Source organism: Streptomyces puniciscabiei, from assembly GCF_006715785.1.
GTDB classification, from domain to species: Bacteria; Actinomycetota; Actinomycetes; order Streptomycetales; family Streptomycetaceae; genus Streptomyces; species Streptomyces puniciscabiei.
In genome coordinates, this window is sequence record NZ_VFNX01000002.1 from 835,175 (window position 1) to 861,298 (window position 26,124).

Genomic DNA, 26,124 nt, shown 5'->3' on the forward strand with positions numbered 1-26,124 from the left:
CGCGGACGAGTGGCCCGGGCCGAGGGCATCCGCCCACCAAGACACTGGAGGCCGCCGAGAACCCGACCCCGCTGCGTGCCGCGATCCCCGCCGACCCCGCCACCGCCCGCACGGCCCGCGCCGCCCTGCTGGACCGGGTGCCGGAGGACCCCGAGCTGCCGGACGAGCCGGTGCGTGACGTCGTACGGACCGACGACCTGGAGAAGGCCGTCGGCACCGGGAGCCGGGCCTCCGACCGGATCGGGTACGTCCGGCAGATCGCCGGAGCCGGCGGGAATCCGCCGCCTGGTTGAGCATTCCGGGCGTCACGGGGGTACTGGAGGACCCTGAGCCGATCGTCGCCGGAGGCCCTCGCGTGACCGTTTTCGTGCACAAGACCCTGGTGGTACAGCTGCGCTCGGAAGGCACCGGCCGGTGCCCCGTGCTCGCCCATCTCCGTTACGACGCCGACGACCCGTTCGCCGTCACCGCCGTCTTCGGCCACGACGGCCGGGTGCTGGCCTGCTGGCGGCTGGACCGGGAGATGCTCTCCGAGGGCCTGGTGCGGCCCGTCGGCGTCGGCGACGTACGGCTGCGGCCGGCCGCGACCGGTGCCTGGCACGAGCTGCGCATGGAGTTCCTCGGGGACGTCCGCCCGGACGGCGGCCGGCAGCACGCGGTGGTGTTCGCCTGGGCGCCCGCGGTCGCCGCGTTCCTGCGGGAAACCCATCGGCTCGTGCCGCCGGGGCAGGAACGCGCCCCCGTCGACGAGCTGTTGGCCGAGATCCTCTCCGCGGGCTGAAGATCTCGGGCGGTTGCCCCGGCCCGTAGTGATCAGTAAGGTCACCCGGGTGACTGCCGGGTCGGCCATGTGCCACGCACGAGTGAGGTTCCCGGCCTCGGCGTGAGCGCGAGGCGGGCGCGAGGCCCGCCGTTGTCTCCGTGTGCTCCAGCCCCGGCGCCCAGGCCGGCGCCGCTTCCCAAGGACCCCGACACCCGGAGACACCCATGCAGAGCTCTGTTCAGCACACCCGGACGACCGCCGTCCGGCTCGACCACACCGCCGTCCTCGCCGCGGACCGCCGGCTGTCGGCGGAGTTCCTCGCCGCCGTCCTGGGGCTGGAGGTCGGCGCCCCGTTCGGGCCGTTCCTGCCGGTCGACCTCGGCAACGGGGTGACGCTCGACTACTACGAGAAGCGTGACGAGCCGATCCAGCCGCAGCACTACGCGTTCCTCGTGCCCGACGAAGGGTTCGACGGCATGATCGCCCGCCTGGAGGCGCTCGGCGTCACCTACTACGCCGACCCGCACCACGGCGAGCCCGGCCGGATCAACCGCCTCTTCGGGGGCCGTGGCGCGTACTTCGCCGACCCGGCCGGGCACAACATGGAGGTCATGACCCGGCCGTACGTCCGCCCCTAGCCGGGGCCCCCGGACGGGCGCGCGTCCCCGTCGCCGGACGGGGACGTGTGCCGGCGGCGGGTCCAGAGGGGCAGGCCGAGCCACCACAGCAGGTACCAGGCGACGACCAGTGACACCAGGACCGGCACACAAGTGCTGTGCGTGGCCACCCGGAGGATCAGCAGCAGCGCCGACGTCATGGTGGCGAGCAGCATGACCAGGCCCACCAGGGTCATCCGGGATGCCAGCCGCACCGCCCGCGGCTTGACCTGGCGGCCGGAGACCAGCCGGTGCAGGGAGACCGGCCCGATGAGGGCCCCCGTGGTGCAGGCGCCCAGGACGACCGTCACGATGTAGATGACCTGGTCGGCGTGGGGCAGCGTGGCGTACTTCGGCTGGAAGACGACGGTCAGCAGGAAGCCGAACAGGATCTGCACGCCCGTCTGGGCGACGCGGACTTCCTGGATGAGATCGCCCCACATCCGGTCGGCCCGCTCCTCCTCGGTCTCGTTGCGCCCCCTGCGCTGTCCTTCCGCCGTCATGCGGTGTCGTGTATCCGCCCGGCCGTTCGTTCAAACGGTGGGTACGGGAGTGCCTACCACCGGTGCTCGACCTGTTCCCTGATCCGCCGCTCGTACAGCTCGCGGATCGCGGTGACCGTCTCCGGCGGCAGCGGCGGCAGCTTGGCCGCGGCCGCGTTCGCGCGGGCCTGCTCGGGGTTGCGGGCGCCGGGGATCACCGTGGTCACGCCGTCCTGCTCCATGATCCAGCGCAGCGCGAGCTGGGCCGGGGTGTAGCCCTCGGGTGCGAGCGCGGCGAACTCGGCGGCGGCCTCGACCCCGCTCTCGTAGTCGACGCCGGAGAAGGTCTCGCCCTGGTCGAAGGCCTCGCCGTGCCGGTTGAAGGTGCGGTGGTCGTCGGCCGCGAACACCGTGTGCCTGGTGTACCTGCCGGACAGCAGACCGGAGGCCAGGGGCACGCGCGCGATGATGCCGACGCCGGCCTCGCGGGCGGCGGGGAGCACCTCGTACAGGGGCTTCATGCGGAACGGGTTGAGGATGATCTGCACGCTCGCCACGTGCGGCCGGGCGATGGCGGTCAGCGCCTCGGCGCAGGTCTCCACGCTCACCCCGTACGCCGCGACGCGCTCCTCCTCGACCAGGGTGTCCAGGGCGTCGAACACCGCGTCGGAGGAATACACGGGCGTCGGCGGGCAGTGCAGCTGGACCAGGTCGATGCGGTCGACGCCGAGATTGCGGCGGGAGCGGTCGTTCCAGGTACGGAAGTTGTCCAGGACGTAGTTCTCGGGGATCTGCTCGACCCGGCGGCCCATCTTGGTCGCCACCAGCACATGCAGGTCGGGCCGGCCGCGCAGGAAGGAGCCGATGGTCTCCTCGCTGCGTCCGTCGCCGTACACGTCGGCCGTGTCGAAGAAGGTGACGCCCGCCTCGGCCGCGGCCTCGAGGACGGCGAGCGCCTCCTTGTCGTCCACGTCGCCCCAGTCGGCGCCCAGCTGCCATGTGCCGAGTCCGATCACCGATGCCCACTGACCCGACCTGCCGATCACGCGTTCGTCCATGGCGCCAGTGTGTCATCCGGCACCCGGCTACTGTGGGAACGAGCTGCTCCGGCGGGCGGGCCGGGTGGCTTCACCCTCGTGGGCGAGGGGCGTCGTTCGGCGTCAACTGGGCTTGGACGAGCGGGCCGTAGCGGTCGGCGATGGTGTCGGCGTCGGTCTCGCGCAGGTGCGGGCCGCGTGCGATGCCGTACATCACGCCGAGGCCGACGAGTGCGGCGACGGCGAGTTCGGCGCGCAGCCCCGCGTCGGGGCCGGTGAGCCGGGCGGCGAGGCGTTCGGTCACCTGGGCGCGGAAGTTGGCACGCAGGATGTCGCCGTGGTCACCGTGCAACGGGGCGAAGGCGATGCGCAGCAGCGGGTCGGCGCCGCGCTCGCGCTGGCTCGCGAGGACGTGCCGGACCATGTGCCGGCCGAGGCCGGCGAGCGGCGCGTCCAGCAGGGCGTCCGCGTCGGTGTCGAAGGACATCACGCGGGCGAACAGGGCGTCCTTGTTGCCGAAGTACTTCACGATCAACGGCGGGCTGACTCCGGCGCGTTCGGCGACCGCCTTGAGCGTGATGTCGGCGTGCGCGTGCCGGGCGAGGAGGTGGCGGGCCGCTGTGAGGATGGCCGCCTTGGTGGCCTCGGCGTCACGGCGCGCGGACAGGCTCGGTGCGGGTGGAGTGCTCACGCCTCTCATGCTCCCTCCATCGCCTGGTCGCGGGGGCCGCGGGTGGGGTCCGTGGCGTGCCGGGGGCCGCCCAGGGTGCCGTCGCCGGGGATGGACAGGGCGGCGGCGCAGGCGGCGAGGGCGACGGCGCCGGCCATCGCGAACGCGAGCAGATAGCCGTGCAGGGTGGGTGTCGCGACGCCGGCGACCGGGCTGCTGTGGTGCACGAGGACGGCGGCGACGGCGGCGCTGGAGGTGGCCTGGCCGATGGTGCGCATGAGGACGTTGACGCCGTTGGCGGAGGCGGTCTGTCCGGCGGGGACGGCCCGCAGGATGAGCGTGGGCAGCGCCGAGTAGGCGAGGGTGGTGCCGGTCGCGACCACGGTGGCACCGGCGATGATCATCCACAGGTCGCGGCTGTCGGCGATGCGGACCGCGTAGCCGCAGGCGATGACGGCGGCGCCCAGCGCGAGGGTGGTCCGCGGGCCGCGCGCGGCCGAGATGCGGGCCGACAGCGGCGAGAACAGCAGCATGGTCACGCCGCCCGGCAGCAGGCACAGACCGGTGGCGACGATCGACAGGCCGAGGCCGTAGCCGGTGGCCTTCGGCGCCTGCACCAGCTGGGCGGTGACCAGCGAGTTGGCGTAGAAGGCGAACCCGGTCAGCAGGGCGGCCACGTGCGACAGGCCGACGCGCGGCCGGCCGACCAGCCGCAGATCGACAAGCGGCCGTTCGGCGCGCAGTTGCTGCCACCACCACAGGGCGAGCACGACGGCGGCGCCGAGGAACAGCCCGAGGACCCGGGCGCTCCCCCAGCCCCAGGAGCCGCCCTGCGAGACGCCGAGCAGCAAGCAGACCAGGCCGGCGGCGAGCCCCAGCGCCCCGGTCACGTCGAACCGTCCGGGCTCGCGCACCGGTGACTCCTTGACCGCCCACCAGGTCGCCGCCACGCCCGCCGCGCCCAGGGCGCTGGTCAGCCAGAACATGGTGTGCCAGTCGGCGTACTGGACGACCAGCGCGGCGAGCGGCAGGCCGAGCGCGGCGCCGATGCCGACGGTGGAGCTCATCAGCGCCACCGCCGAGCCCCGCCGGTCGGGCGGGAGTTCGTCGCGCAGGATGCTGATGGACAGGGGGACGACCGAGGCGGCGGCGCCCTGGAGGGCGCGGGCGGCGATGAGCAGGCCGATGTCGGAGGTCAGTGCGCACAGCACCGAGCCGAGGGTCATCAGGGCCAGCGCGCAGGTGAGCACCCGCCGCTTGCCGTACATGTCGCCGGCCCGGCCGAGCACCGGGGTGAGGACCGCGCCGGACAGGAGGGTCGCGGTGACCGTCCAGGAGACGGTCGCGGCGGACGCGCCGGTGAGCCGGGGCAGGTCCGGCAGGAGGGGGACGACGACGGTCTGCATGACCGCCATGAGGATGCCGCCCGACGCCAGCACCGGGATGGTGAGCCGGTCCCGCAGCGGGGGCGCGAGGGCCGGGCCGGGCGGCTGGGGTATGGGGGCGGGCTGGTCCATCCGGCGCTCCTGGGTACGACACGACTGCTCGGTGAATGGCCATTCACCCTACCGAGTGAATGGCCATTCACCAACGTGCGTGGCAGGCGGCTCGGATCATTCAGTCGAGGTTCTTCTCCAGAGCGGCGAGATAGTTGTGCATGAAGTGGTCGCGCAGGCCGTCGGAGGCGGGAGCGAAGGCGTCGGCGGTCAGTCCGGTCGCCCGGTCGGTGAGCGCCGACAGCATCGGCATGCTCTCGTGCAGCCGGCCGTGCGAGTCGATGTATCGCAGGGCGCGGACATGGGTGAAGACGGGCTCGGGCGGCAGTTGGGGAACGATGTCGTTGTTGTTGACGAAGCGGTACATCCGGCCGCCGAATCCCTTGTGGAACGCCTCGGCGAGCAGCCGGTCGCAGGTGCGCGGCTGGCCGTAGGTGTACACGCCGTCGGCGGCCAGGTGCGGGTCCTCCAGGTACATCCGGGCGCCGGCCAGCATCGCGAGGGCGCCGCCCAGGCTGTGCCCGGTGAAGTACACGCTCTGACCGTCGGTGCGCAGTTCTGCGAGGGTGGTGTGGACGGCCGGGTAGACCGATTCCAGGGCCTCGGCGAATCCGTGGTGGACGTATCCGTTGCCGCCGGGTCCGGGCCTCGGCGGGGTGGTGGAGTCGGTGAGCCAGTCCTTGATCTGCGTGGGTTCGGTGCCGCGGAACGCGGTGACGATCATCCGGTCACTGGCCAGGGTGTACGCCTGGGTGTCCTGCAGCGGGAAGGGCGGGGTGAACCGGGTCTCGTGGTGGCGGACCTGGTCGAAGCCCCACTGGGCCGCCTGTTCCTCGATGACGGCGCGGTCCTTGTAGGCCAGGTCGGCCGCTCGGGCCAGCCAGTAGGCGCGTTGCAGGCTGTAGCCGGACGAGGTCTGGTCGAACGAGACGGGCACGGCCATGGGCGGGACTCCTCGGTCACCCTGTGTAGTCATATGGAACGGCAGGGTAGCAGCGCGCCCGGGCTGCCCGATCGCGTCAGTTTGGCGTGGTGAGCCGGGCCACTCGAACGGAGGGCGGACGGCAAGGTCCGCCGGGAACGGGGCCGGCGCGGCAAGGAATTCCCCGTTCCGGAGCGCGTCACGCCCCGGCCACGGCAAGATCATCTTGGTTCAACTCTGTATGACATGTGGCTAATTGTCCGGATCACAGCCAACCGGTTCCGAGGGATTTCCTCCCGTCCCGGAGTCCCCGATAGGCATGCGGCGTCACCACCGGAACACCCTCCAGGAGGACCCGTATGCCCGACATCACCCGGCGCCGCGCACTCACCGCGACCGCGGCCCTCGCCGCGACGGCCACCGTGGCCACTCTCGCGGCACCCGCCGCCTCGGCCGCCGGCCATGAGCACCCCATGCCGATGCCGGGGAGCTTCGACGAGGTCTACAAGGGCCGCCGGATACAGGGCCGGCCGATGACCACGGGCTCCGGCGGTCACCACCACGACCACGGCGGCGGTTACGAGGTGCTGGTCGACGGCGTGCAGCTGCACGTGATGCGCAACGCCGACGGCACCTGGATCAGCGTCGTCAGCCACTACGCCCCGGTGCCCACCCCGCGCGCCGCCGCCCGGGCCGCGGTGGACGAGCTGCAGGGCGCCCCGCTGCTGCCCTTCCCCGCCAACTGACCGCCCCCCCCAAGGACTTTCCGGAGCATCGCGCACCATGACCGTACGCAAGAGCCAGGCCACCCTGACCGCCGACGAGAAGAAGCGGTTCGTGTCCGCCGTCCTCGAACTCAAGCGCAACGGGCGCTACGACGAGTTCGTCCGCACGCACAACGAGTTCATCATGTCGGACACCGACACCGGCGAGCGGACCGGCCACCGCTCACCGTCGTTCCTGCCCTGGCACCGCAGATTCCTGCTCGACTTCGAGCAGGCGCTGCAGTCCGTGGACCCCTCGGTCGCACTGCCGTACTGGGACTGGAGCACCGACCGCACGGTGCGAGCCTCGCTGTGGGCGCCGGACTTCCTCGGCGGCACCGGTCGCAGCACGGACGGCCGGGTGATGGACGGCCCGTTCGCCGCGTCGGCCGGCAACTGGCCGCTGACCATACGCGTCGACGGCCGTACCTTCCTGCGCCGCTCGCTGGGCACGGCCGTGCGCGAGCTGCCGACGCGCGCCGAGGTGGAGTCGGTGCTGTCGATACCGGCGTACGACATGGCGCCGTACAACAGCGCCTCGGACGGCTTCCGCAACAACCTGGAGGGGTGGCGCGGGGTCAATCTGCACAACCGGGTCCACGTCTGGGTCGGCGGGCAGATGGCCACCGGGGTGTCCCCCAACGACCCGGTGTTCTGGCTGCACCACGCCTACGTCGACAAGCTGTGGGCGGAGTGGCAGCGGCGGCACCCCGGCGCGGGGTACGTGCCGGCCGGCGGCACGCCGGACGTCGTGGACCTCGACGAGACGATGAAGCCGTGGAACGACGTGCGTCCGGCGGACCTGCTGGACCACACGAGGTTCTACACGTTCGACAGCTGACCGGACCCGGTGTGGTCAGGCCTCGGCGGTACGGCACTCCGGGTGGCCCCAGCCCTGCGCGTTCTTGGCGATGGACTCGCCGGCCGCGTAGGAGCGGCCGCACAGGCAGCGGCCGGGGAACTTCGCCTTGATGGTGCGCGACGAGGACGCTCCGCCGCCGGTGCGGCGGGGCGCCTTACGGCGCGGGGCGGCCGCCTTCGGGGTGTCGGGCGAGGGCGGCGGCGCGGGGGAACCGAGCGCGCTGCCGGCGGCCTCCTGCACGGAGGCGGCCTGGCTGGCGGCGCGGTCGGCGAAGTCGTTCAGCGGGTCGCCGTCGACCTGGTGGGCGGGGACGTAGCGGAACTCGACCGTACGGCCGTCGAGGAGCGCGTCGATGCGGACGACGAGGTCCTGGTTGGCGACGGGCTTGCCGGCGGACGTCTTCCAGCCGTTGCGCTTCCAGCCGGGCAGCCAGGTGGTGACCGCCTTCATCGCGTACTGGGAGTCCATCCGGATCTCCAGCGGTACCTCGGGCTCGACGGCCGCGAGCAGCCGCTCCAGGGCGGTGAGTTCGGCGACGTTGTTGGTGGCCCGGCCGAGCGGGCCGGCCTCCCAGCGGGCGGGGGTCCGCTCGTCGCCGTCGGAGATCACCCACGCCCATCCGGCCGGTCCGGGGTTGCCCTTCGAAGCCCCGTCGCACGCGGCCACCACACGTTCACGCATGCGCACGATCATGCCATGGCCGCGCCGGGCCCCGCCGCGGCCGGGTCAGGCCTCCTCGACCTTGGGCATCTCGCCCTCCGTGGTCGTGATGTCGATCACGGAGAAGTTCGCGCCCTGCGGGTCGCTCAGCGCCGCGAACCGGCCGAAGGGGCTGCTCATCGGCCCGAACCGGAGGACACCGCCGAGCCTGGTGGCACGGGCCACGGCCGCGTCGCAGTCGTCGACGGTGAAGTAGACGTTGATGTACGAGGGCACCTCGGGCGGGAAGTCGTCGGTCATCCGCATCCGGCCGAGGACGGTGTCCTCGCCCACGTCGAACATGCGGAAGTCCACCGCGTCGTCCACGATGTCCTTCATCCGGTACGGGAAGATTGCGGAGAGGAAGGCGTCGGCCTTCTCCGGCTCACGGGTGAAGACCTCGGCCCAGCAGTAGGCCCCCGGGGTCGCCGTCGCCTCGAAGCCCTCGTGGCTGCCGGCCTGCCAGACGCCGAAGACGGCCCCGCTGGGCTCGCGGGCCAGACACATCGTGCCGAAGTCGCCCACCTGCATCGGCTCCATCAGCACCTCGCCGCCGTTCTCCCGGATCTTCTCCGAGGTGGCGGCGGCGTCGGGGGAGGCGAAGTACAGGCACCACTGCGACTGGCCCTCCTGCCCGGGCATGGGCGGGACGACGGCCGCCACCGCCTTGCCGTCCGCGTAGGCCTGCGTGTAGTTGCCGTACTCCGACGACGACTCGCCGAAGGTCCAGCCGAGGACGTCGCCGTAGAACCGTTTGGCTCCCTCGACGTCGCTGAACATCGCATCGGCCCAACAGGGCGTTCCCTCGGGTTGCACGGCCATGCTCGCGGCCCTCCTGGTCTTCGCGTCCGTACGGATGATCCCCACCTCAGGCGGTATGTCCCGAAGCTCACGCTAGCCACACCGGGGGCGCCCCGCGCGCCGAACCGGGAAGCCGCCGGACACTGGGTGGTGGAGGCGACGGCGCGATGACGGCAGACACGATGCGAGCGTGGTCGGTGGTGCGGCCGGGGCCGGTCGAGGGGCATCCCCTGCGACTGGTGGAGCGGCCCGTGCCGGTGCCCGGGGCGGACGAGCTGCTGGTGCGGGTGCGCGCCTGCGGGGTGTGCCGGACCGATCTGCACGTCGCCGAGGGCGATCTGCCGGTGCACCGGTCCGGGGTGACCCCCGGCCACGAGGTGGTCGGCGAGGTCGCGGGCGCCGGGGCCGCGGTGCGGGGCTTCACGGCCGGGGACCGGGTGGGCGTGGCCTGGCTGCGGCGCACCGACGGGGTGTGCGCGTACTGCGCACGGGGCGCCGAGAACCTGTGCCCGCGCTCGCGGTACACGGGCTGGGACGCCGACGGCGGATACGCCGAGTACACGACCGTGCCGGCGGCGTTCGCGTACCGGCTGCCCGGCGCCCTGGCCGATCTGGCGGCGGCGCCGCTGCTGTGCGCGGGGATCATCGGATTCCGTGCGCTGCGGCGGACCGGACTGCCCGAGGGCGGGCGGCTCGGCCTGTACGGGTTCGGGGGCAGCGCCCATCTGTGCGCCCAGGTGGCGCTCGCCGAGGGGGCCACCGTGCATGTGATCACCCGGGAGCCCGCCGCCCGCAGGCTGGCCCTGGAACTGGGCGCGGCCTCCGCGCGGGGCCTGCACGAGGCGCCGCCGGAGCCGCTGGACGCGGCGATCCTCTTCGCCCCGGCCGGCGAGCTGGTCCCGGTGGCACTCCGCGCCCTCGACCGCGGCGGCGTGCTGGCCCTCGCCGGGATCCACCTGACCGACGTACCGCCGCTGCACTACGAGACCGAGCTGTTCTACGAGAAGGAGCTGCGCAGCGTCACCGCGAACACCCGTGCCGACGGCCGGGAGTTCCTCGCCCTGGCCGCCCGGCACGGCGTCCGCGCGACCACGCACGCGTATCCGCTCTCCCGCGCTCCCCAGGCGCTTCGCGACCTCAAGGCCGGACGGTTCGACGGGGCGGCCGTCCTGTACGCCGACCTGTCCTGAGCAGCGGGGAGGCGCACCACACCGGCGCGCGGGAACACCGCCGGGGGGCGCAGTGCACCGGCGCCCGGGCACACCGTTTGCCGCTCGTGCCCCGATCAGCAGGTTTACGCACCCGAGTGCCGGGTTCTGCCCCCTTCGCGCTGTATCGGGCACCTCACCAGGACTGTTTGGCTTGGCCTGGGTGCAGGATCACCACGTTCACCATCCGGCGATCCGGCCACCCCTGTTCGCACACAGCTCCGCTGGAGGGAATGTGACCACACCGGACAGCGCCACCGGTCCCGCCGTCGACGAGCCCGCCCGCGACCCATCGGCCGACGGGCAGCTCACCAGCCTGAGCACCCGGGCGGCACGCCAGCTCGCCACGACCACCAAGTCCGAGCCGCAGATGCAGGCCATCACCTCACGATGGCTGCTGAAGACCCTGCCGTGGGTGGACGTCAAGGGCGGCGCCTACCGGGTCAACCGCCGCCTGACGCTGCGCGCGGGCCGCGGCCGGGTGCACTTCGAGCAGAACGGCGCCGACGACATCCGGGTCATCCCTCAGACGCTGACCGAGCTGCCCATCCTGCGCGGCTACCCCGACGTCGACGTGCTGCGTGAGATCGCCGGCCGTTTCCGGCCCCGGGAGGTACGCGCCGGGCAGGTGCTGTTCGAGGCCGGCCAGCCGGTGACGGAGGCGTATCTGGTCGTCCACGGCCGGTTCACCCGCTACGCCACCGGCAAGTACGGCGAGGAGGAGATCACCGGGGTCGTCACCGACGGCGACCAGATGGGCGACGAGGCGGTCGGACAGTCCGATCCGCTGTGGCTGTCCTCGGTGCGGGCCGAGACCGCGGGCGTGGTGCTGGCGCTGCCCTGGGCCGTGGTGCAGGAGTTCACCGAGCGGGTGCCGTCCCTCGCCGCGCATCTCCAGGCGTATGTCGAGCGGCAGCGGCGGCCGACGAACCGCAAGGGCGAGGCCGAGGTTCCGGTGCAGGCGGGCCATGTCGGCGAGCCCACGCTGCCCGGCGGCTTCGTGGACTACGAACTCGCCCCGCGCGAATACGAGTTGTCCCTCACCCAGACCGTGCTGCGGGTGCACACCCGGGTCGCCGACCTCTACAACCACCCGATGGACCAGACCCAGCAGCAGCTCCGCCTCACGGTCGAGGAGATCCGCGAGCGTCAGGAGTGGGAGCTGGTCAACAACCGGGAGTTCGGGCTGCTGCACAACGTCGACTACGGCCAGCGGATCAGCACCTTCACCGGCCCGCCCACCCCGGACGACATGGACGAACTGCTCTCCATGCGGCGCAAGACGAAGGTGTTCCTCGCCCATCCCAAGGCGATCGCGGCGTTCTTCCGACAATGCAACCGGCGTGGACTGGTTCCCGGCACCGTCAGCGTCGACGGCCACGAGGTACCGGCGTGGCGCGGTGTGCCGATCTTTCCCTGTGGCAAGATCCCGATCAGCGACGACCACACCAGCAGCATCATCGCCCTGCGCACCGGCGAGGCCGACCAGGGGGTCATCGGCCTCTATCAGACCGGCATCCCGGAGGAGCACCAGCCGGGCCTGAACGTCCGGTTCATGGGCATCGACTCTGCCGCGATCGTCAACTACCTGGTGACCGCTTACTACTCGCTGGCCATTCTCGTGCCCGACGCGGCCGGGATCCTGGAGAACGTCCAGATCGGCCGGCTCCCCGAATGACCGCCTGGAGCACCCCATGACCACACCCACGACCGGCTACCGGCTGCCCGGCCCCCCGAACCTCGCCCAGAGCCTCAAGAACCGGCGCAGCGGAGCCATCCCCGGGCTGCTGTACCGGCCCGCGGTGCCCGCCGACCCCGAGAAGACGGCCGAGGTCGACCGCCGCCTGGAGACCTGGGCACGGGAGCTGGACCTGTTTCCCACGGCCTGGAAGGGAGACTTCTCCGGCTTCCAGTTCGGCCGGGCCGTCGTGCTCCAGCACCCGGGCGGCCTCGACCTGGACCGTCTCACCGCCGCCGGGAAGCTGCTGCTGGCCGAGAACATCGTCGACTCCTGCTACTGCGAGGAGGACGAGGGCAGGGGCGGATCACGGCGCGGCCTGGGCGGCCCGCTGATCATCGCGCAGTCGGCGCTCGACCCCTACCACGGCATCCCGGAGCTGGAGGAGGAGTGGCGCCGGGGCATCCAGGCCGACGGTCCGCTGCGTTCGTACCGCTTCGCCCTCGAGGACTACGCCACGTTCGCCACGCCCAGCCAGACCGACCGGTTCGTGCACGACATCGCCCGGCTGCACATGGGTTATCTCGCCGAGGCCGCCTGGATGGAGACGGGGTACGTGCCGCGGGTCTGGGAGTACCTGGTGATGCGGCAGTTCAACAACTTCCGTCCCTGTCTGTCGCTCGTCGACGCCGTGGACGGCTATGAACTGCCCGAACAGATCTACGCCCGCCCCGAGATCCAGCGGATCACGGCCCTGGCCTGCAACGCCACCACGATCGTCAACGACCTCTACTCCTTCACCAAGGAACTGGCGAGCGACCCCGACCATCTGAACCTGCCGCAGGTCGTCGCCGCCAACGAGCGGTGCGGGCTGAAGGCCGCCTATCTGAAGTCCGTCGAGATCCACAACCGGATCATGGAGGCCTTCGAGGAGGAGTCGGCCGTACTGTCCGCCACCTCGCCCCTCGTGGAGCGGTACGCCCGGGGGCTCGCCGCCTGGGTGTCCGGCAACCACGAGTGGCACGCCACCAACACCCACCGCTACCACCTGCCCGACTACTGGTGACCGCCCCTCTTTCCGAAACACCGTCACATGCACCACGAGGAGCCATCGTTGACCACTGCCCCCGTTGACCGGACCACGCCCGTTCCGGTCCCGGCCCAGTCCACCTACCAGAGCCGGGTCGCGGACTACTGGAACGCCGAGGAGAACCCGGTCAACCTCGAACTCGGCAAGATCGACGACTTGTACCACCATCACTACGGCATCGGGGCGGCCGACTGCTCGGTGCTCGACGAGCCCGATCCGGCCCTGCGCCGGGACCGCCTCACCGCCGAACTGCACCGACTGGAGCACGCACAGGCCGAGTTGCTCGCCTCGCACCTCGGTCCCCTGACCCCCGCCGACCGTGTCTTCGACGCGGGCTGCGGCCGGGGCGGCGGCAGTGTCGTGGCACATCTGCGCTACGGCTGCCACGCCGACGGCGTCACCATCTCCGCCAAACAGGCCGGGTTCGCGAACGAGCAGGCGCGGGCGCGGGGCATCGACGACAAGGTGCGCTACCACCACCGCAACATGCTCGACACCGGCCTCGAGACCGGCGTGTACGCGGCGTCCTGGAACAACGAGTCCACGATGTACGTCGAGCTGGACCTGCTGTTCGCCGAGCACGCCCGGCTGCTGCGCCGCGGCGGACGCTATGTGGTGATCACCGGCTGCTACAACGACACCTACGGGCAGGCCTCGCGCGAGGTGTCGCTGATCAACGCCCACTACATCTGCGACATCCACCCGCGCTCGGAGTACTTCAGGGCGATGGCACGCAACCGCCTGGTGCCGGTGCACGTCGAGGATCTGACCGAGGCGACGATCCCCTACTGGGAACTGCGCAGGGAGGCGGGCCATCTGGTCACGGGCATCGAGGACACGTTCCTGGACGCCTACCGCAACGGCAGCTTCCAGTACCTGCTGATCGCGGCCGACCGGGTCTGAGGCCCGCAAGGGCGCCACGGGGGAAATTCCGTGGACGGCGAGGGCGCCGAGGCGCTGGGATGGGCCGTGATGAGCGCCCACGACAGCCAGAGTCCGCCGAGGATGCACGCGGACGAACTCGACCTCGACGCCCCGCTGGTCCAGCGCCTGATCGCCCGCCGGTTCCCGGAGTGGGCCGCGCTGCCGGTACGCCGGCTGGCCTCCTCCGGGACCGAGAACGCCATGTTCCGGCTGGGCACCGACCTGCTGGTACGGCTGCCCCGGCGGCCCGGCGCCGTACCGGACGTGAGGCGGGAACAGCGCTGGCTGCCCCGGCTCGGGCCGCTGCTGCCGTTCGCCGTGCCCGAACCGGTGGGCACCGGCGAGCCGGACGAGGGCTACCCGTGGCCCTGGTCGGTCCACCGCTGGCTTCCAGGGCGCAATCCGGTGACCGGTGCCGTGCGGGAGCCGGAGCGGCTCGCCGAGGACCTCGCGGGGTTCGTGCGGGCGCTGCGCGGGATCGACCCGCAGGACGGACCGCCCGGTTACCGGGGCGGCCCGCTGCGGGGCCGGGACGAGCCCACCCGCGCGGCGGTCGCCGAGCTGGGCGCTCGGGTCGACCGTGGCGCGGTCACGGCGCTGTGGGAGGAGTCCCTGCGCGAGCCGGAGCACGCGGGGCCGCCGGTGTGGGCGCACGGCGACCTCTCCCCCGGGAACGTACTGGTCGACGAAGGACGGCTGAGCGCCGTCATCGACTTCGGCTGCGCGGGAGTGGGTGATCCGGCCGTGGATCTGATCGTGGCCTGGAACCTGCTTCCCGCGTCCGTCCGGGACGCCTTCCGCAAGGCCGTCGGCGCCGACGACGCCCAGTGGGCGCGGGGGCGGGGCTGGGCGCTGTCGATCTCACTGATCCAGCTGCCGTACTACTGGCACACCAACCCGGCGCTGGCGGAGAACTCCCGGCATGTGATCACCGAGATCCTCGCCGAGGCCGGGTGACGGCCGGCGGACCCAGGTCCGCTACTCCCCCGCGTACGCCTTCTCCAGTGCGGCGACGTCCAGCTTGCCCATGGCCATCATCGCCTTCATGGTGCGGGCCGCCTTCTCCTGGTCGGGGTCGCCGAGCAGGTCCGGCATCCGGTCGTAGACGACCTGCCAGGAGACGCCGTACCTGTCCTTGAGCCAGCCGCAGGGGCCGCCCTCGCCGCCGTCCTCGGTGAGCCTGGTCCAGTAGTAGTCGATCTCCTCCTGGTCGGCACACATGATCTGGAAGGAGATCGCCTCGTTGAACGTGAACTGGGGGCCGCCGTTGAGTGCGACGAACTTCTGGCCGTTGGCCGTGAACTCGACGACCAGCACGGAGCCGGCCGGGCCGGGACCGGCCTCGGTGTAGCGGCCGACGCGACCGATGGCGGAGTTCTTGAAGATCGACACGTAGTACTGCGCGGCCTCCTCGGCCTGGCCGTCGAACCAGAGACAGGTGATGAATCCGTCGGTGGTCATGAGCACCTCCTGAGCGGGGAACGCGGTCGTGAATGTGGACCGATCCTCGCGGCGAAACTCATCGGCCGGAACGCGAATGGCGGGATCCGGCGCCGACGCATGCATGCGTGGCGTGACCGGGGGTACCCGGCCGGTGAGCGCATCCGTCGGGACGTATGAAACACCAGATTTCGGGTACAAACCGGCGCACAGTCCAAAAAGGATGAACAGCCACCGAGGCGGACACAAACGTGACTTTCGTGGGAGAGGCAATGAACACCGCCGGGATCCGGTCGGAAGCAGAGGTCGCCGAGAGCACCGAGCAGGACAGGACGGGCGAGGAATCTGTATCACTGCCTGGCATCGCGGACCCGACGTCCGTCGCGCCGCGTGACGCACGGGAGCTGTCCCGCCAGTTCTTCCGCCGGCTGGCCGAGCTGGAAGAGGGCACGCACGAGTACCAGTACGCGCGCAACACCCTCATCGAGATGAACATGTCGCTGGTGCGGTTCGCGGCCGGACGGTTCCGGGGCCGCGGCGACGACATGGAGGACATCGTCCAGACCGGCATGATCGGCCTGATCAAGGCCATCGACCGGTTCGAGCTGGCCCGCGAGGTGGAGTTCACCTCCTTCGCGCTGCCGTACATCGTCGGTGAGATCAAGCGGTTCTTCCGGGACACGACGTGGGCGGTGCACGTGCCGCGCCGGCTCCAGGAGCTGCGGGTGGAGCTGGCCAAGGCGCGCGAGGAGCTGTCCAGCCGGCTGGACCGGGATCCGACGGTGGCCGAGCTGGCGACCCTGATGAACCTCTCCGAGGACGAGGTGGTCGAGGCCCAGCTCGCCTCCAACGGGTACAACTCCTCTTCCCTGGACGCCGCGCTCACCAGCGGCGGGACGGAGGACGGCGAGGCGGTGCTCGCCGACTTCATCGGCGTGGAGGAGGAGGGGCTGCGGCTCGTGGAGGACTTCCACGCGCTCGCCCCGCTGATGGCGGAGCTCAGCGACCGGGACCGGCAGATCATCCACCTGCGGTTCGTCGAGGAGGCCACCCAGGCGGAGATCGGGGCACGGCTCGGCTGCTCCCAGATGCATGTGTCCCGGCTGATCAAGCGGATCATCAGCCGGCTGCGCCAGGGGATGCTCGTCGACGCCTGAGCCTTCAGCGCCTGAGCCTTCAGCATCCAGCGTTCAGCGGCTCAGCTCGAAGCGGGCACGCACCCGCTTGCCCACGGGCACACGCTCCGCCGTGACCTCCGAGGCCAGGGCGTGCACGATCTCCATGCCGTGCCGTCCGACACGTTCGGGGTTCTTGGGGAAGCGGCGGGGCAGGGCGGAACTGCTGTCGTAGACGCTCACCGTGACGGCGTTGTCCGTGCCTTCCAGTTCCAGGATGTACGGGCCGTTGCTGTGCTGGTCGGCGTTGGTGACGAGTTCACTGACGACGAGGAGCAGCTCGCCGTCGGCGCGGCGGTCGGCGGTGGCGCACCACTCGGTGCGCAGCTGCTCCAGGAAGTGGGCGGCGAAGGCGCGCGCCTCGGCGATGCAACCGGGTTCACCGGTGTAGTGCGCCGCGCGCCGCAGCGGCTCCACGGGTACGTCGAAACCAGTCGGTATCACTGTCCCGCCCAGGTGCTTGGTCATGCTGTCTCTCTCGGAAAGCCCGGCCGGGCCGGTCGCCTGTTGCACCTGTCCTCGTACCCCGTGCCGGGCTCCGCAGTCCCCCGGGGCGTTCGCCGACCGCGCACAGTGGCGATGCTCACGCTGCCCCGGCCGCGACCGCAGGCCGCGCCCGCTCACTCCGAAGGCGAGCCCTGCGGCTGCTCCTGAGTGGGGGTGATGGCCGACTCGCCGGGCGTTGCCGGGGTCGCCGGAGCCGGAGCGGAACTCTCCGAGGGCGGCGCGGCGGAGCCGGCCGTCCGCTGCTCCGACGACGACCTCTCGCTCGAGGTCCGGGCCGAGGGAGGGCCCGCGGACGGCGACGACGGCCCGGCGGAGGACCGCTCGGTCGACGGCGCCTGCGACTCGGACGATGTCGACTCCTGTGACTTCGACTCCGACGGTGTCTTCGACTCGGACGGTGTCTTCGACTCCGGCGACTTCGACTCGGACGACTTCGACCCCGACGGCGAGGACGGCGACGACGACTTCGACCCCGACGGTGACGACGGCGAGGAAGAGCGCGAGGACGAAGAGGATGAAGAGGACGGCGACGGAGACGAGGACGTGGACGTGGACGAGGGTGACGCACTCGACGACGACGGCGAGGAGGACGGGGAGGACTTCGACGGCGACGGTGACGAGCTCGATGAGGACGACGAGGGCGACGCAGTCGACGTCGACGGGCTCGGCCGGCCGGACGTGGGCCGGCACGTCGTACCCGGCGGGCACGGATGCTGCGGCGGGTTCCAGGGGTGCGGGAACTTCGGCGGGCTCGCGTGCTGGTCGTGCCGGCAGTTCTGGTCGCCGCGGTGGCGCTGGATCCAGTTGGCGTGGTGGGGGTCGTAGAGCACGAAGACGTTGACGACCTTCGGTGCGGGCGTCACCACGACCACCTTGGAGGGCCGGTACGCCGACCACGGGGCGCCCACCAGCTTCGGCGCGCTCTTCTGGGCCACGGGCGGGGTCAACGGGTTGCCGCAGGCGCAGCGCACCCGGGGCACGCCGTGGCCGTCCACCAGTACGGCGGTGCCGGCCTGGAGCACCGACTGGTAGGTGGTGGGGGCGCCGTTGCGGTACCCGTGGTTGGTGACCCGGGTGTCGACGCGCAGCTGAACGGGGGTCAGAGAGCGCAGATAGGCGGGTACGCCGGAGGGCTGGACGCCGGCCACGGAGGCGAACGCCTGCTCCTTGCCCGGGTCGGCCTGCAGGAACTTGATCTGCTTCTCGACGTCGCAGGCGGGCGTGCGGTTGGTGCCGCCGTACAGGCCGGGCGCCCCGCCCTCGACTCCCTGCACCGCGTTGGCGGTTGCGGAGGGCGCTGCGGAGGTGGAAGGCGGGGGCGGGGCGGCACTCTGCCGCGCGGTGGAGTCCGTGAACGGGTCCTGGCCGCTGCTGTTCGCGGACTGCAGGAAGACCTCGCCGCCCTTGGCAGAGGATCCGCCACCCGGACGGGTGAAGACCACCGCGAGGACCACGGCGGCGACGACCGCGGCGGTGAGGGCCGCCACCCGCGGCACGGACCTCCACCACGGCCCGTGCGGTCCCCTGGCTCCGCCACCGCCTCCCGGCGGCGGCCCGGACGGCGGTGGTCCGGACGGGGGCCGGGAGGAGCCCGACAGCGGGCCGGAGGGCGGCCCGGTCGGGCGGCCGGAGGACGGAGGTTCGGCGCTCACGAGCACTTCTTCCCGTCGCGATCGTCGCGGTACGCGGTGCGACGCGCGGTGCGATACGCGGCTTTTCTCAGTCAAGTACCGTTTGGTGCATTTGGCTGCACATTGATCCCATTGTGTGTCGCAGGGAGGTGACGCTCGCAAGCCGACGCGAACGGCCCACCCGGGGGGCGGGGTGCCCGGCCGCTGCATAGCGTGTCAACCGTGAGCGTTCCGACCGTGTCCCCGCGGCCCGCCGCCCGTCATGGCTGGGCGCAGGCCGTGGCCGCGGTGCTGACCGGGCTGGCCGTCATGGTGCTGGTGGCGGCGCTGGGGCTGTGGGCGGCCGGAGCGGGTGACCTGCCGGACGGCGCCTTCCCACGAGTGGTGGCCGCGACCCTGGTCACGGCGGTCGGCGGCAGCGTGGAACTCTCCGGCAACGCGGGCGCGCTGGCGCAGACCCAGGCCGGGATCACCGTGATCCCGCTGTCGGTGACCCTGGTCGGCGCGCTGGCGATCGGCGGGGGATTCCTGCGCCCGCTGCGGCACCGGGCGGTCGCCTCGGCCCGTGAACTGGCCGGCTGGGCCGCCCGGATCGCAGCGCTGTGGCTGCTCTCGCTGATCGGCCTGGCCCTCGGCGCCCGGCAGACCTTCGCCGTCGACGTGGGCAGCGGCACGCTCAGCGACCTGACCGGCCTGTTCGACGTCACGCCCCGGGTCGGTTTCACCACGGACGTGCCGCTGACGGTGCTGTTCGGCCTGCTGTGGCTGGCCGGGGTGCTGGTGCTGGCGCTGCTGGTCGCGCGCGGGGCGCCGGTGCCGGGGCGGCTGCTGCGGTTCCAGGAGTCGGTGCGCCCGGCGGCGCACGCGATGGTGGTGCTGCTCCTCGCGTACGTCGTCGTCGGCCTGGTCATCGCGCTGATCACGGCGGCCACTCGCGATCACGCTCCGGCGACCTTCGCGCTGATCCTGCTCGGCCTGCCCAATCTGGCCTGGCTGGCCCTCACCATCGGCCTCGGGGCGACCTGGAACGGCCGCGTGGACGGTCCGTTCGGCCTGCCCGTCCCGCACGTCCTGGACGCGATCCTGCGCACCCCGGACGTCTCCGCGCTGAACCTCGGCTCGCTCACCGACTACGACGGCCGGTGGTGGTGGCTGGTGGCCGTCGACGCGATCCTGCTGCTGGGTGTGGCCTTCCAGATGGCCGCTAGCTCACCGGCCCGGGTCCGCCTGTGGCAGCACGCCGTACACCTGGCCGTGGCGCTGGCGCTGGCGGTGCTGATGATCTGCCTGGTCGGCCGTGTCTCGGCGCACTACGGACTCTCCCTGCTCGGCATCGGCAACCTGGGGGGCGGGCTGTCCGGCGAGCTGTTCCTCAGGCCCGAGCTGTGGCGGGCGGTGGGCCTGGGGGCGCTGTGGGGACTGGTCGCCGGGTTCCTGGGCGGCCTGCTGGCCCGGCGGGTCCACCGGCGGGGCGAGGTGAGCGGGCCCTGAGCGGTCTCACGACGTCGCCCCGGACCGGTACACCGGGTCCGCCCAGTGCGGGGGGCTCGGCGGCCCGCTCACCTCGTGGTCCGTCTCCGTGTCGGGCCCCGGCGCCGGACGGGCATCGGCCGGGCCGGCGCCGGAATCCAGGGTGGCACGCAGGGCGGCGACGAAGGCGAGACAGGTGTCGTGGCGGGCGTCGGGGCTCTTGGCCAGTGCCTTGGCGAAGACCGGGTCCACCGGCGGGGCGAGGTGAGCGGGCCCTGAGCGGTCTCACGACGTCGCCCCGGACCGGTACACCGGGTCCGCCCAGTGCGGGGGGCTCGGCGGCCCGCTCACCTCGTGGTCCGTCTCCGTGTCGGGCCCCGGCGCCGGACGGGCATCGGCCGGGCCGGCGCCGGAATCCAGGGTGGCGCGCAGGGCGGCGACGAAGGCGAGACAGGTGTCGTGGCGGGCGTCGGGGCTCTTGGCCAGTGCCTTGGCGAAGACCGGGTCCACCGCGGGGTCGAGGCCGGGGCAGGCCTCGCTCGGTGCGGGCGGATCGTCGTACTGGTGGGCCCAGAGCAGGGCCATGTCGTCGTCGCGGAGGAACGGCGGGCGGCCGGCGAGGGCCTCGTAGACGACGCAGGCCAGGCCGTAGACGTCGCAGCGGCCGTCGACCGGGCGGCCGGAGATCTGCTCCGGTGCCACGTAGTCGAGGGTGCCGACGAACTGGCCGACGCTGGTGAAGCCGGTCAGCGACAGCGACTTCTTGGTCAGCCCGAAGTCGGTCAGGTACACGTGCTCGGGGTGGTCGGTGTCGATGCCCTCGGCGACCAGGATGTTGCCGGGCTTGACGTCCCGGTGCACCAGGCCGTGCTCGTGGGCGGCGTCGAGGGCGGAGGCCACCTGCGCGGCGATCCGCACGGCGTCGGGCAACGGCAGCGGTCCGCGCAGGTCGAGCAGACGGCGCAGATCGCTGCCGGAGACGTACCGCATGGCGATGAAGAGCACCCCGTCGGTCTCGCCTGCCTCGAAGACCGGCACGATGTGCGGGTGGTCGATCGCCGCGGCCACCTGGGACTCATGGGTGAATCGCTTGCGGAAGGTGTCGTTGCGGGCGAGTTCGGGGGCGAGCAGCTTGAGGGCGACGATGCGGTCCAGGCGCAGGTCGCGGGCGCGGTAGACGACGGCCATGCCGCCGCGCCCGATCTCGCTCTCGACGAGGTAGCCCGCGATCCGCCGGCCGATCAGCTCCGAGGGCCGGCCGGAGAACAGGCTGGTCTCGCGCGCCATCAGCGCTCGCCCTCGGGCGCGACCAGCCGGGTCGGGGCGTGCCCGGTACCGTCCTCGCCGGTGACCTCCCGGTCGGTGGCGTAGGTGGTCAGCCGCCGTCCGTCGCCGTACACCCAGCGGCCCTCCTCCGGGTCGTACAGCCACATGGACTCCCCGTCGACCACGATCCCGATCCTCAGGCCCCGGGTGCGGTCCTGGAAGTCCTCGCCGTCCAGGGTGCCGGCGGCCAGCTCCTCCACCGCCGACCGGTAGTCGGCCAGGGCCTGCTCGGCGCGGGCCAGCGCGGGCCGTGGATCGGCGGTGTCCGCCGAGCCGTCGGCGGCGGGCGGGTCCTCGGGTACGGCGACGAGCCGGCGGCCGTCGACCCAGGCGCCCCAGCCGTTGGCGCAGCGGATGTACCCCCAGTCGCCGCGCCGCTCCACGAGCTCGACCGGCAGCAGCGGGTCGAGGGGCAGGGTGGGCCGGGCCGGGTCGGGGGCCTCCCAGGCGGGCATGCCGCGCGGCGGCACGACGTGCGTGGGCCGGAATCCGGGACTGGGCGCTTTGCTCATCGGGACGCCTGCTTCCGCGTGGGGGCCATCGCGTTCGCCTACTTCCGCATCACGGCGGGCTCGCGGCGGCGCAGCAGCACGGCGACCACGAGCCCGTAGACGACGGAGAGCACCACCAGCATGGCCAGGTCGAGCAGCCAGACACCCGTCGAGTGACGGAACAGGGGGTCGGCGGTCAGCTTGCCGGGGACGATCCGGGACAGCCCGACCGTGCCGGCCATGGCGCCGAGCGCCCAGCGGGAGGGCACGAGCCAGGACAGCTGCTCCAGTCCCGGCACACCGCTGAGCGGGAGCAGCGCCCCGCAGAACACGACCTGGACGATGGCGAGCAGCACCAGCAGCGGCATCGTCACCTCCTCCTTGCGCACCAGCGCGGAGACGAGCAGGCCGAGCATCATCGCGGTGAACGCGAGCAGGGCGGCGGCCAGCGTGATCTCGGCGAGCGGCGGCAGCAGGACGCCCCGGCCGCCGGGGGTGTTCAGGTCGACGCCGAGGAGGGCGACCAGGGTGAGGACGACGGCCTGGACGACGCTGATCGTGCCGAGCACCACGATCTTGGACATCAGATAGGCCGAACGGGGCAGGCCGACGGCGCGTTCGCGCTGGTAGACGACGCGTTCCTTGACGAGTTCGCGCACCGCGTTGGCGGCGCCGGTCAGCACGGCGCCGACGCACAGGATGAGCAGCGCGTTCATCGCGGTGTCCCGGGCGAGCCGGCCGCCGGCCAGGGCGCGTGCCATGGCGCCCATGACGAACGGCAGGGCGATCATGACGAGCAGGAAGGTGCGGTCGGAGCCGAGGACGGCCGCGTAACGGCGGATCAGGGTGCCGAGCTGGGCGCCCCAGCCGCGGGGGCGGGGCGGCGGTGCCGGGGAGACGGGGGCCGGACCCGGGTGGTGGGGCTGGGTGGAGGCCTCGGCGACGTAGTGCCGGTGGAACGGCGACTCGCGGTACTCCCTGGCCCAGTCGCGGTCGGGATCACGGTCGAAGGCCTCGAAGGCCTCCGGCCACTGCTCGAAGCCGAAGAAGGCGAGGGCGTCGTCGGGTTGCCCGTAGTAGGCCACCTTGCCGCCGGGGGCCAGCACCAGGAGGCGGTCGCAGACACCGAGGCTGAGGACGCTGTGGGTGACCACGACGACGGTGCGGCCGTCGTCGGCGAGGCCGCGCAGCATGGTCATCACGGACCGGTCCATGCCGGGATCGAGGCCGGAGGTCGGCTCGTCCAGGAAGAGCAGCGAGGGTTTGGTGAGCAGCTCCAGGGCCACGCTGACCCGCTTGCGCTGTCCGCCGGAGAGGCTGTGCACGGGCTGGCCGGCGCGCTGTTCCAGGCCGAGTTCCCGGATGACCTCGTCCACCCGGGCCCGTCGCTCGGCCGCGGCGGTGTCCTCGGGGAAGCGCAGTTCGGCGGCGTAGGTGAGGGCCGCCCGGACGGTGAGCTGGGGGTGCAGGATGTCGTCCTGGGGGACCAGACCGATGCGCTGGCGCAGTTCGGCGTAGTCGCGGTAGAGGTCGCGGCCGTCGTACAGGACGGTGCCGCGGTCGGCGGGCCGCTGCCCGGTCAGGGCGTTCAGCAGCGTGGATTTGCCCGCGCCGCTCGGTCCGACCACCGCGAGCAGGCACTTCTCGCCCACCGGGAAGGACACGTGGTCGAGGAGCACCTTGCGCCCGCCGTCGACGGCGACGGTGAGGTCCTGGACGTCGAGGGAGATCTCGCCGGTGTCGACGTACTCCTGGAGTTGGTCACCGACCAGGCAGAACGCGGAGTGGCCGATGCCGACGATGTCGCCGGGGCCCAGGGCCGCGCGGGTGACGGGCCGGCCGTTGAGATAGGTGCCGTTGTGGCTGCCGAGGTCGACGATCTCGTAGGTGCCGTCGGAGTGGGCGCGCAGTTCGGCGTGCCGACGGGAGACGATCAGGTCGTCCACCACCAGGTCGTTGTCGGTGCCCCGGCCGATGCGGACCGAGCGCACCGGCAGCGGGCGCACACTGCTGGGCCGGCGGAAGGTGCCGGTCAGCAGGGGCAGCGACACGGAGGAGGGGCGGTCAGGGGCGGGCCGTGGGGCGCCGGCGAGGACCGCGCGGGGGCCGTCGGTGGGGTTGCCGAAGCGGATCACACTGCCGGGGCGCACGTCCGACTCGGCGATCCGGCGGCCGTCGGCGTAGGTGCCGTTGGTGCTGTGCCGGTCCGTCAGGGTCCAGCGGTCGTGGTCACAGCGCAGGACGGCGTGGTGCCACGAGACCCGGGCATCGTCGAGGACGATGTCGCTCAACGGGTCGCGTCCGACGTGGTAGTCATGGCCCGGGCTCATGAGCGTGGAGCCCGTGTCGGTCTCCAGGACGAGTTCGGGCGCCGTCGGGGCGATCGGCCGCTCCGCCATGGCCAGAATTCTACCGATTCGCCCACATACGCGCCCGGAGGCGGGGGCGGCACCGGCCGACGGACACGTGTCAGGCGACGGGCATGACCAGCGCCGGCAGGGTGCGCTGCATGCGCAGCGCGTCGACGGACTCGGCGAGCAGCTCGTACTCGGTGGTGTCGTCGCTGGCGGCGATCCGTACCAGCCGTCCGCCCGCCAGCTCGTCGGCCACCCGCTCCTGCCGGACGTCGTCGGCGCACCAGGCGCGCAGCAGGGCGGGTACGTCGGCCACCGCGTCCCCGACCGGCACCAGCGAGCCCGCCGGGAAGGCGGGGTCCGCCGGGCTCGGGTCCAGGCGCTCGGCGATCCAGGACGCGCGGTCGCGCAGCCACCACAGGGCCAGGGCCAGCGTCGGCGCGCGATAGGTGCCGAGCGGTACCCCGATGCGCCGGCCGTCGCACATGCCGTACGCCGTGACATGGCACAGGAATTCGTCGTGCACGCCTCACTCCCCCGTCGCCTCGCTGGTCGCGCCCGGCCCGACCTCGCTCTCCGTGCGGCTCCTGTGCGGTGAAGTGCCCCTGACGTTCGAGTATCGCCACTCCCGAAACACTGTCACCATGACTTTCCGGCCAGTCTGTTGGCATATTCACCGTCCGTTCTGGCCTGAATGCACCCACGCCTTCGCACCCCCGGGCATTACCGGGCAGGTAATCGACCCGCCCCTCGGCGCTCCGGCATGGTGGTCACACCGGATCGGCGAAGCCCCGGATCCGGCCCTGACCAGCGATTATCAGCAGCTACGACCTCGATGGAGGCTGACCCACCATGTCCGCGAACACGAACCGTTACGAGATCGCCGCCGCCCGTTACTTCGAGGCCTGGAACGCCACCGAGCCGGAGGCCCTGAAGAAGGCGGTCGCCGCCGCGTGGACCGCCGACGGCGGCTACACCGACCCGCTCGCCGACGTCCGCGGTCACGAGGGCATCGCGGCGGTGATCGCGGCGGCCCACGAGCAGTTCCCCGGGTTCGTCTTCCGCCCGCTCGGCGCGGTGGACGGACACCACGACACGGCGCGCTTCGGCTGGGAGCTGGTCGACGAGGCGGACGGCTCGGCGCCCGTGGCCGGCTTCGACGTCGTCACACTGGACGACGAGGGCCGCATTCGGCAGGTCCTGGGCTTCCTGGACCGGGTACCGGCGACTGCCTGACAGCGCCTGGCCTGCGATGAGTTCCGCCGCGCGCGGGGGTCTGTCCTGGCGGACGATGACCGACGGAGCGCCGCGCGCGGCGGAGGAGGAGGCACACCATGCAGGCGAGCGGTCCGGTGGACGTGGAGTTCACCGCGGTCCTGGAGAAGAGCGGGCAGGACGGCGGCTGGACCTATGTGGTCTGGCCGCGTTCGGCCGAGTTCTTCGGCACCCGCGGCCTGGTCAAGGTCCGCGGCACGGTCGACGGCCACCCGTTCCGGAGTTCCTTCATGGCTCTGGGCGACGGCCGGCACAAGCTCCCCGTGAAGGCAGGCATCCGGAAGGCGATCGGCAAGCAGGAGGGCGACGCCGTGACCGTACGCCTCGAAGAGCGGCTCGGTTGATGCGTTGCCCGCGGGAACGGCTCGGCCGGCCCCGCAGCCGCTGCCACCGGCGGCCGGGC

General features: G+C 72.1%; 27 protein-coding genes and 2 pseudogenes. 14 read left to right on the forward strand and 15 right to left on the reverse strand.

Features of this window, described 5'->3' with window-relative positions:
* Nucleotides 1-23: 23 nt before the first annotated feature.
* The 3 genes and pseudogenes from FB563_RS45635 to FB563_RS34790 form a co-directional block, all read left to right on the forward strand.
* Nucleotides 24-272, forward strand: a pseudogene (locus FB563_RS45635) (hypothetical protein); the annotation flags it as partial.
* An 83-nt stretch (nucleotides 273-355) separates the two neighbouring features.
* The gene (locus FB563_RS34785; protein ID WP_055705843.1) at nucleotides 356-781 is read left to right on the forward strand and encodes an SsgA family sporulation/cell division regulator; all 426 of its coding nucleotides are present in this window, start codon (nucleotides 356-358) and stop codon (nucleotides 779-781) included.
* Between the two features lie 206 nt (nucleotides 782-987).
* The gene (locus tag FB563_RS34790) at nucleotides 988-1,401 is read left to right on the forward strand and encodes a VOC family protein (protein WP_055705844.1); all 414 of its coding nucleotides are present in this window, start codon (nucleotides 988-990) and stop codon (nucleotides 1,399-1,401) included.
* On the opposite strand, the gene FB563_RS34795 is transcribed toward FB563_RS34790, so the two are convergent.
* From FB563_RS34795 to FB563_RS34815, 5 genes are all read right to left on the reverse strand, one after another.
* Nucleotides 1,398-1,922, reverse strand: coding sequence for a DUF6328 family protein (locus FB563_RS34795; protein WP_055705845.1), 525 nt, complete (start codon nucleotides 1,920-1,922; stop codon nucleotides 1,398-1,400). The genes FB563_RS34790 and FB563_RS34795 overlap by 4 nt on opposite strands.
* Before the next feature lie 53 nt (nucleotides 1,923-1,975).
* The gene (locus tag FB563_RS34800; protein WP_055705846.1) at nucleotides 1,976-2,959 is read right to left on the reverse strand and encodes an aldo/keto reductase; all 984 of its coding nucleotides are present in this window, start codon (nucleotides 2,957-2,959) and stop codon (nucleotides 1,976-1,978) included.
* Nucleotides 2,960-3,029: 70 nt separating this feature from the next.
* Nucleotides 3,030-3,638, reverse strand: coding sequence for a TetR/AcrR family transcriptional regulator (locus FB563_RS34805; RefSeq protein ID WP_055705847.1), 609 nt, complete (start codon nucleotides 3,636-3,638; stop codon nucleotides 3,030-3,032).
* Nucleotides 3,635-5,125 carry an MFS transporter gene (locus FB563_RS34810; RefSeq protein ID WP_142219154.1) on the reverse strand — a complete coding sequence of 497 codons (1,491 nt, stop codon included), beginning with the start codon at nucleotides 5,123-5,125 and terminating at the stop codon, nucleotides 3,635-3,637. The genes FB563_RS34805 and FB563_RS34810 overlap by 4 nt, the downstream gene beginning before the upstream one ends.
* Before the next feature lie 100 nt (nucleotides 5,126-5,225).
* Nucleotides 5,226-6,047, reverse strand: a complete 822-nt coding sequence (locus FB563_RS34815) for a lipase family protein (RefSeq protein ID WP_079048938.1) — start codon at nucleotides 6,045-6,047, stop codon at nucleotides 5,226-5,228.
* 338 nt (nucleotides 6,048-6,385) lie between these two features.
* Between FB563_RS34815 and melC1 the strand changes: the two genes are divergently transcribed.
* Both melC1 and melC2 read left to right on the forward strand, forming a co-directional pair.
* Nucleotides 6,386-6,772 (forward strand): apotyrosinase chaperone MelC1, encoded by a 387-nt coding sequence (gene melC1, locus FB563_RS34820; protein ID WP_055708070.1) that lies wholly within the window; start codon nucleotides 6,386-6,388, stop codon nucleotides 6,770-6,772.
* A 37-nt stretch (nucleotides 6,773-6,809) separates the two neighbouring features.
* Complete coding sequence (gene melC2, locus FB563_RS34825) at nucleotides 6,810-7,631, forward strand: tyrosinase MelC2 (protein WP_055708069.1); 822 nt, start codon at nucleotides 6,810-6,812, stop codon at nucleotides 7,629-7,631.
* A 15-nt stretch (nucleotides 7,632-7,646) separates the two neighbouring features.
* On the opposite strand, the gene FB563_RS34830 is transcribed toward melC2, so the two are convergent.
* The gene (locus FB563_RS34830) at nucleotides 7,647-8,345 is read right to left on the reverse strand and encodes a ribonuclease H family protein (RefSeq protein WP_055708068.1); all 699 of its coding nucleotides are present in this window, start codon (nucleotides 8,343-8,345) and stop codon (nucleotides 7,647-7,649) included.
* A 33-nt stretch (nucleotides 8,346-8,378) separates the two neighbouring features.
* Entirely contained in the window at nucleotides 8,379-9,173 is a 795-nt protein-coding gene (locus FB563_RS34835) for a VOC family protein (protein WP_055708067.1), read from the reverse strand.
* Between the two features lie 161 nt (nucleotides 9,174-9,334).
* Here FB563_RS34835 and FB563_RS34840 point away from each other — a divergent pair, with 161 nt between their 5' ends.
* The 5 genes from FB563_RS34840 (at nucleotide 9,335) to FB563_RS34860 (ending at nucleotide 15,009) form a co-directional block, all read left to right on the forward strand.
* The gene (locus FB563_RS34840) at nucleotides 9,335-10,342 is read left to right on the forward strand and encodes a zinc-binding alcohol dehydrogenase family protein (protein ID WP_199832914.1); all 1,008 of its coding nucleotides are present in this window, start codon (nucleotides 9,335-9,337) and stop codon (nucleotides 10,340-10,342) included.
* 253 nt (nucleotides 10,343-10,595) lie between these two features.
* On the forward strand, nucleotides 10,596-12,038 hold the full coding sequence (locus FB563_RS34845; RefSeq protein ID WP_055708065.1) for a family 2B encapsulin nanocompartment shell protein: 1,443 nt from the start codon (nucleotides 10,596-10,598) through the stop codon (nucleotides 12,036-12,038).
* Between the two features lie 16 nt (nucleotides 12,039-12,054).
* Nucleotides 12,055-13,104 (forward strand): family 2 encapsulin nanocompartment cargo protein terpene cyclase, encoded by a 1,050-nt coding sequence (locus FB563_RS34850; protein WP_055708064.1) that lies wholly within the window; start codon nucleotides 12,055-12,057, stop codon nucleotides 13,102-13,104.
* A 48-nt stretch (nucleotides 13,105-13,152) separates the two neighbouring features.
* A complete protein-coding gene (locus tag FB563_RS34855) occupies nucleotides 13,153-14,031 on the forward strand; it encodes a geranyl diphosphate 2-C-methyltransferase (RefSeq protein WP_055708063.1) in 879 nt (292 codons plus the stop codon).
* Between the two features lie 102 nt (nucleotides 14,032-14,133).
* Entirely contained in the window at nucleotides 14,134-15,009 is an 876-nt protein-coding gene (locus tag FB563_RS34860; protein WP_055708071.1) for an aminoglycoside phosphotransferase family protein, read from the forward strand.
* A 21-nt stretch (nucleotides 15,010-15,030) separates the two neighbouring features.
* Here the strand turns inward: FB563_RS34860 and FB563_RS34865 are convergent, their stop codons facing one another.
* Complete coding sequence (locus FB563_RS34865; protein ID WP_055708062.1) at nucleotides 15,031-15,513, reverse strand: VOC family protein; 483 nt, start codon at nucleotides 15,511-15,513, stop codon at nucleotides 15,031-15,033.
* A 251-nt stretch (nucleotides 15,514-15,764) separates the two neighbouring features.
* Here FB563_RS34865 and FB563_RS34870 point away from each other — a divergent pair, with 251 nt between their 5' ends.
* A complete protein-coding gene (locus FB563_RS34870) occupies nucleotides 15,765-16,649 on the forward strand; it encodes an RNA polymerase sigma factor SigF (RefSeq protein ID WP_055708061.1) in 885 nt (294 codons plus the stop codon).
* 33 nt (nucleotides 16,650-16,682) lie between these two features.
* Here FB563_RS34870 and FB563_RS34875 read toward each other — a convergent pair whose 3' ends face one another.
* A complete protein-coding gene (locus FB563_RS34875) occupies nucleotides 16,683-17,135 on the reverse strand; it encodes an ATP-binding protein (RefSeq protein WP_055708060.1) in 453 nt (150 codons plus the stop codon).
* A 467-nt stretch (nucleotides 17,136-17,602) separates the two neighbouring features.
* Nucleotides 17,603-18,826 (reverse strand): annotated as a pseudogene (locus FB563_RS44550) (DUF6777 domain-containing protein); the annotation flags it as partial.
* Nucleotides 18,827-19,027: 201 nt separating this feature from the next.
* On the opposite strand from FB563_RS44550, the gene FB563_RS34885 reads away from it, so the two are divergent.
* Entirely contained in the window at nucleotides 19,028-20,296 is a 1,269-nt protein-coding gene (locus FB563_RS34885) for a streptophobe family protein (RefSeq protein ID WP_055708057.1), read from the forward strand.
* Between the two features lie 6 nt (nucleotides 20,297-20,302).
* Here the strand turns inward: FB563_RS34885 and FB563_RS34890 are convergent, their stop codons facing one another.
* The 5 genes from FB563_RS34890 to FB563_RS34910 all read right to left on the reverse strand — a co-directional run bounded on the left by FB563_RS34890 (nucleotide 20,303) and on the right by FB563_RS34910 (nucleotide 24,972).
* A complete protein-coding gene (locus FB563_RS34890) occupies nucleotides 20,303-20,527 on the reverse strand; it encodes a hypothetical protein (RefSeq protein WP_055708056.1) in 225 nt (74 codons plus the stop codon).
* Between the two features lie 33 nt (nucleotides 20,528-20,560).
* Nucleotides 20,561-21,562: a serine/threonine-protein kinase gene (locus tag FB563_RS34895; protein WP_055708055.1), complete on the reverse strand. Its 1,002-nt coding sequence runs from the start codon at nucleotides 21,560-21,562 to the stop codon at nucleotides 20,561-20,563.
* Entirely contained in the window at nucleotides 21,562-22,113 is a 552-nt protein-coding gene (locus FB563_RS34900; RefSeq protein ID WP_055708054.1) for a hypothetical protein, read from the reverse strand. The genes FB563_RS34895 and FB563_RS34900 overlap by 1 nt, the downstream gene beginning before the upstream one ends.
* Nucleotides 22,114-22,151: 38 nt before the next feature.
* Entirely contained in the window at nucleotides 22,152-24,491 is a 2,340-nt protein-coding gene (locus FB563_RS34905; protein WP_142219155.1) for an FHA domain-containing protein, read from the reverse strand.
* A 70-nt stretch (nucleotides 24,492-24,561) separates the two neighbouring features.
* Nucleotides 24,562-24,972 (reverse strand): hypothetical protein, encoded by a 411-nt coding sequence (locus tag FB563_RS34910; RefSeq protein ID WP_055704659.1) that lies wholly within the window; start codon nucleotides 24,970-24,972, stop codon nucleotides 24,562-24,564.
* A 326-nt stretch (nucleotides 24,973-25,298) separates the two neighbouring features.
* Between FB563_RS34910 and FB563_RS34915 the strand changes: the two genes are divergently transcribed.
* On the forward strand, nucleotides 25,299-25,682 hold the full coding sequence (locus FB563_RS34915; RefSeq protein WP_055704658.1) for a nuclear transport factor 2 family protein: 384 nt from the start codon (nucleotides 25,299-25,301) through the stop codon (nucleotides 25,680-25,682).
* A gap of 98 nt (nucleotides 25,683-25,780) precedes the next feature.
* A complete protein-coding gene (locus tag FB563_RS34920) occupies nucleotides 25,781-26,065 on the forward strand; it encodes a DUF1905 domain-containing protein (protein WP_055704657.1) in 285 nt (94 codons plus the stop codon).
* Nucleotides 26,066-26,124: the final 59 nt, after the last annotated feature.

Excerpts from the sequence above, each read along its gene's own strand:
- FB563_RS34790 (WP_055705844.1), top strand. The coding sequence starts at position 988 with ATGCAGAGCTCTGTTCAGCACACCCGGACGACCGCCGTCCGGCTCGAC.
- FB563_RS34795 (WP_055705845.1), bottom strand. The coding sequence starts at position 1,922 with ATGACGGCGGAAGGACAGCGCAGGGGGCGCAACGAGACCGAGGAGGAG.
- FB563_RS34800 (WP_055705846.1), bottom strand. The coding sequence starts at position 2,959 with ATGGACGAACGCGTGATCGGCAGGTCGGGTCAGTGGGCATCGGTGATC.
- FB563_RS34805 (WP_055705847.1), bottom strand. The coding sequence starts at position 3,638 with ATGAGAGGCGTGAGCACTCCACCCGCACCGAGCCTGTCCGCGCGCCGT.
- FB563_RS34810 (WP_142219154.1), bottom strand. The coding sequence starts at position 5,125 with ATGGACCAGCCCGCCCCCATACCCCAGCCGCCCGGCCCGGCCCTCGCG.
- FB563_RS34815 (WP_079048938.1), bottom strand. The coding sequence starts at position 6,047 with ATGGCCGTGCCCGTCTCGTTCGACCAGACCTCGTCCGGCTACAGCCTG.
- melC1 (WP_055708070.1), top strand. The coding sequence starts at position 6,386 with ATGCCCGACATCACCCGGCGCCGCGCACTCACCGCGACCGCGGCCCTC.
- melC2 (WP_055708069.1), top strand. The coding sequence starts at position 6,810 with ATGACCGTACGCAAGAGCCAGGCCACCCTGACCGCCGACGAGAAGAAG.
- FB563_RS34830 (WP_055708068.1), bottom strand. The coding sequence starts at position 8,345 with ATGATCGTGCGCATGCGTGAACGTGTGGTGGCCGCGTGCGACGGGGCT.
- FB563_RS34835 (WP_055708067.1), bottom strand. The coding sequence starts at position 9,173 with ATGGCCGTGCAACCCGAGGGAACGCCCTGTTGGGCCGATGCGATGTTC.
- FB563_RS34840 (WP_199832914.1), top strand. The coding sequence starts at position 9,335 with ATGCGAGCGTGGTCGGTGGTGCGGCCGGGGCCGGTCGAGGGGCATCCC.
- FB563_RS34850 (WP_055708064.1), top strand. The coding sequence starts at position 12,055 with ATGACCACACCCACGACCGGCTACCGGCTGCCCGGCCCCCCGAACCTC.
- FB563_RS34860 (WP_055708071.1), top strand. The coding sequence starts at position 14,134 with ATGCACGCGGACGAACTCGACCTCGACGCCCCGCTGGTCCAGCGCCTG.
- FB563_RS34865 (WP_055708062.1), bottom strand. The coding sequence starts at position 15,513 with ATGACCACCGACGGATTCATCACCTGTCTCTGGTTCGACGGCCAGGCC.
- FB563_RS34870 (WP_055708061.1), top strand. The coding sequence starts at position 15,765 with ATGAACACCGCCGGGATCCGGTCGGAAGCAGAGGTCGCCGAGAGCACC.
- FB563_RS34875 (WP_055708060.1), bottom strand. The coding sequence starts at position 17,135 with ATGACCAAGCACCTGGGCGGGACAGTGATACCGACTGGTTTCGACGTA.
- FB563_RS34895 (WP_055708055.1), bottom strand. The coding sequence starts at position 21,562 with ATGGCGCGCGAGACCAGCCTGTTCTCCGGCCGGCCCTCGGAGCTGATC.
- FB563_RS34900 (WP_055708054.1), bottom strand. The coding sequence starts at position 22,113 with ATGAGCAAAGCGCCCAGTCCCGGATTCCGGCCCACGCACGTCGTGCCG.
- FB563_RS34905 (WP_142219155.1), bottom strand. The coding sequence starts at position 24,491 with ATGGCGGAGCGGCCGATCGCCCCGACGGCGCCCGAACTCGTCCTGGAG.
- FB563_RS34915 (WP_055704658.1), top strand. The coding sequence starts at position 25,299 with ATGTCCGCGAACACGAACCGTTACGAGATCGCCGCCGCCCGTTACTTC.
- FB563_RS34920 (WP_055704657.1), top strand. The coding sequence starts at position 25,781 with ATGCAGGCGAGCGGTCCGGTGGACGTGGAGTTCACCGCGGTCCTGGAG.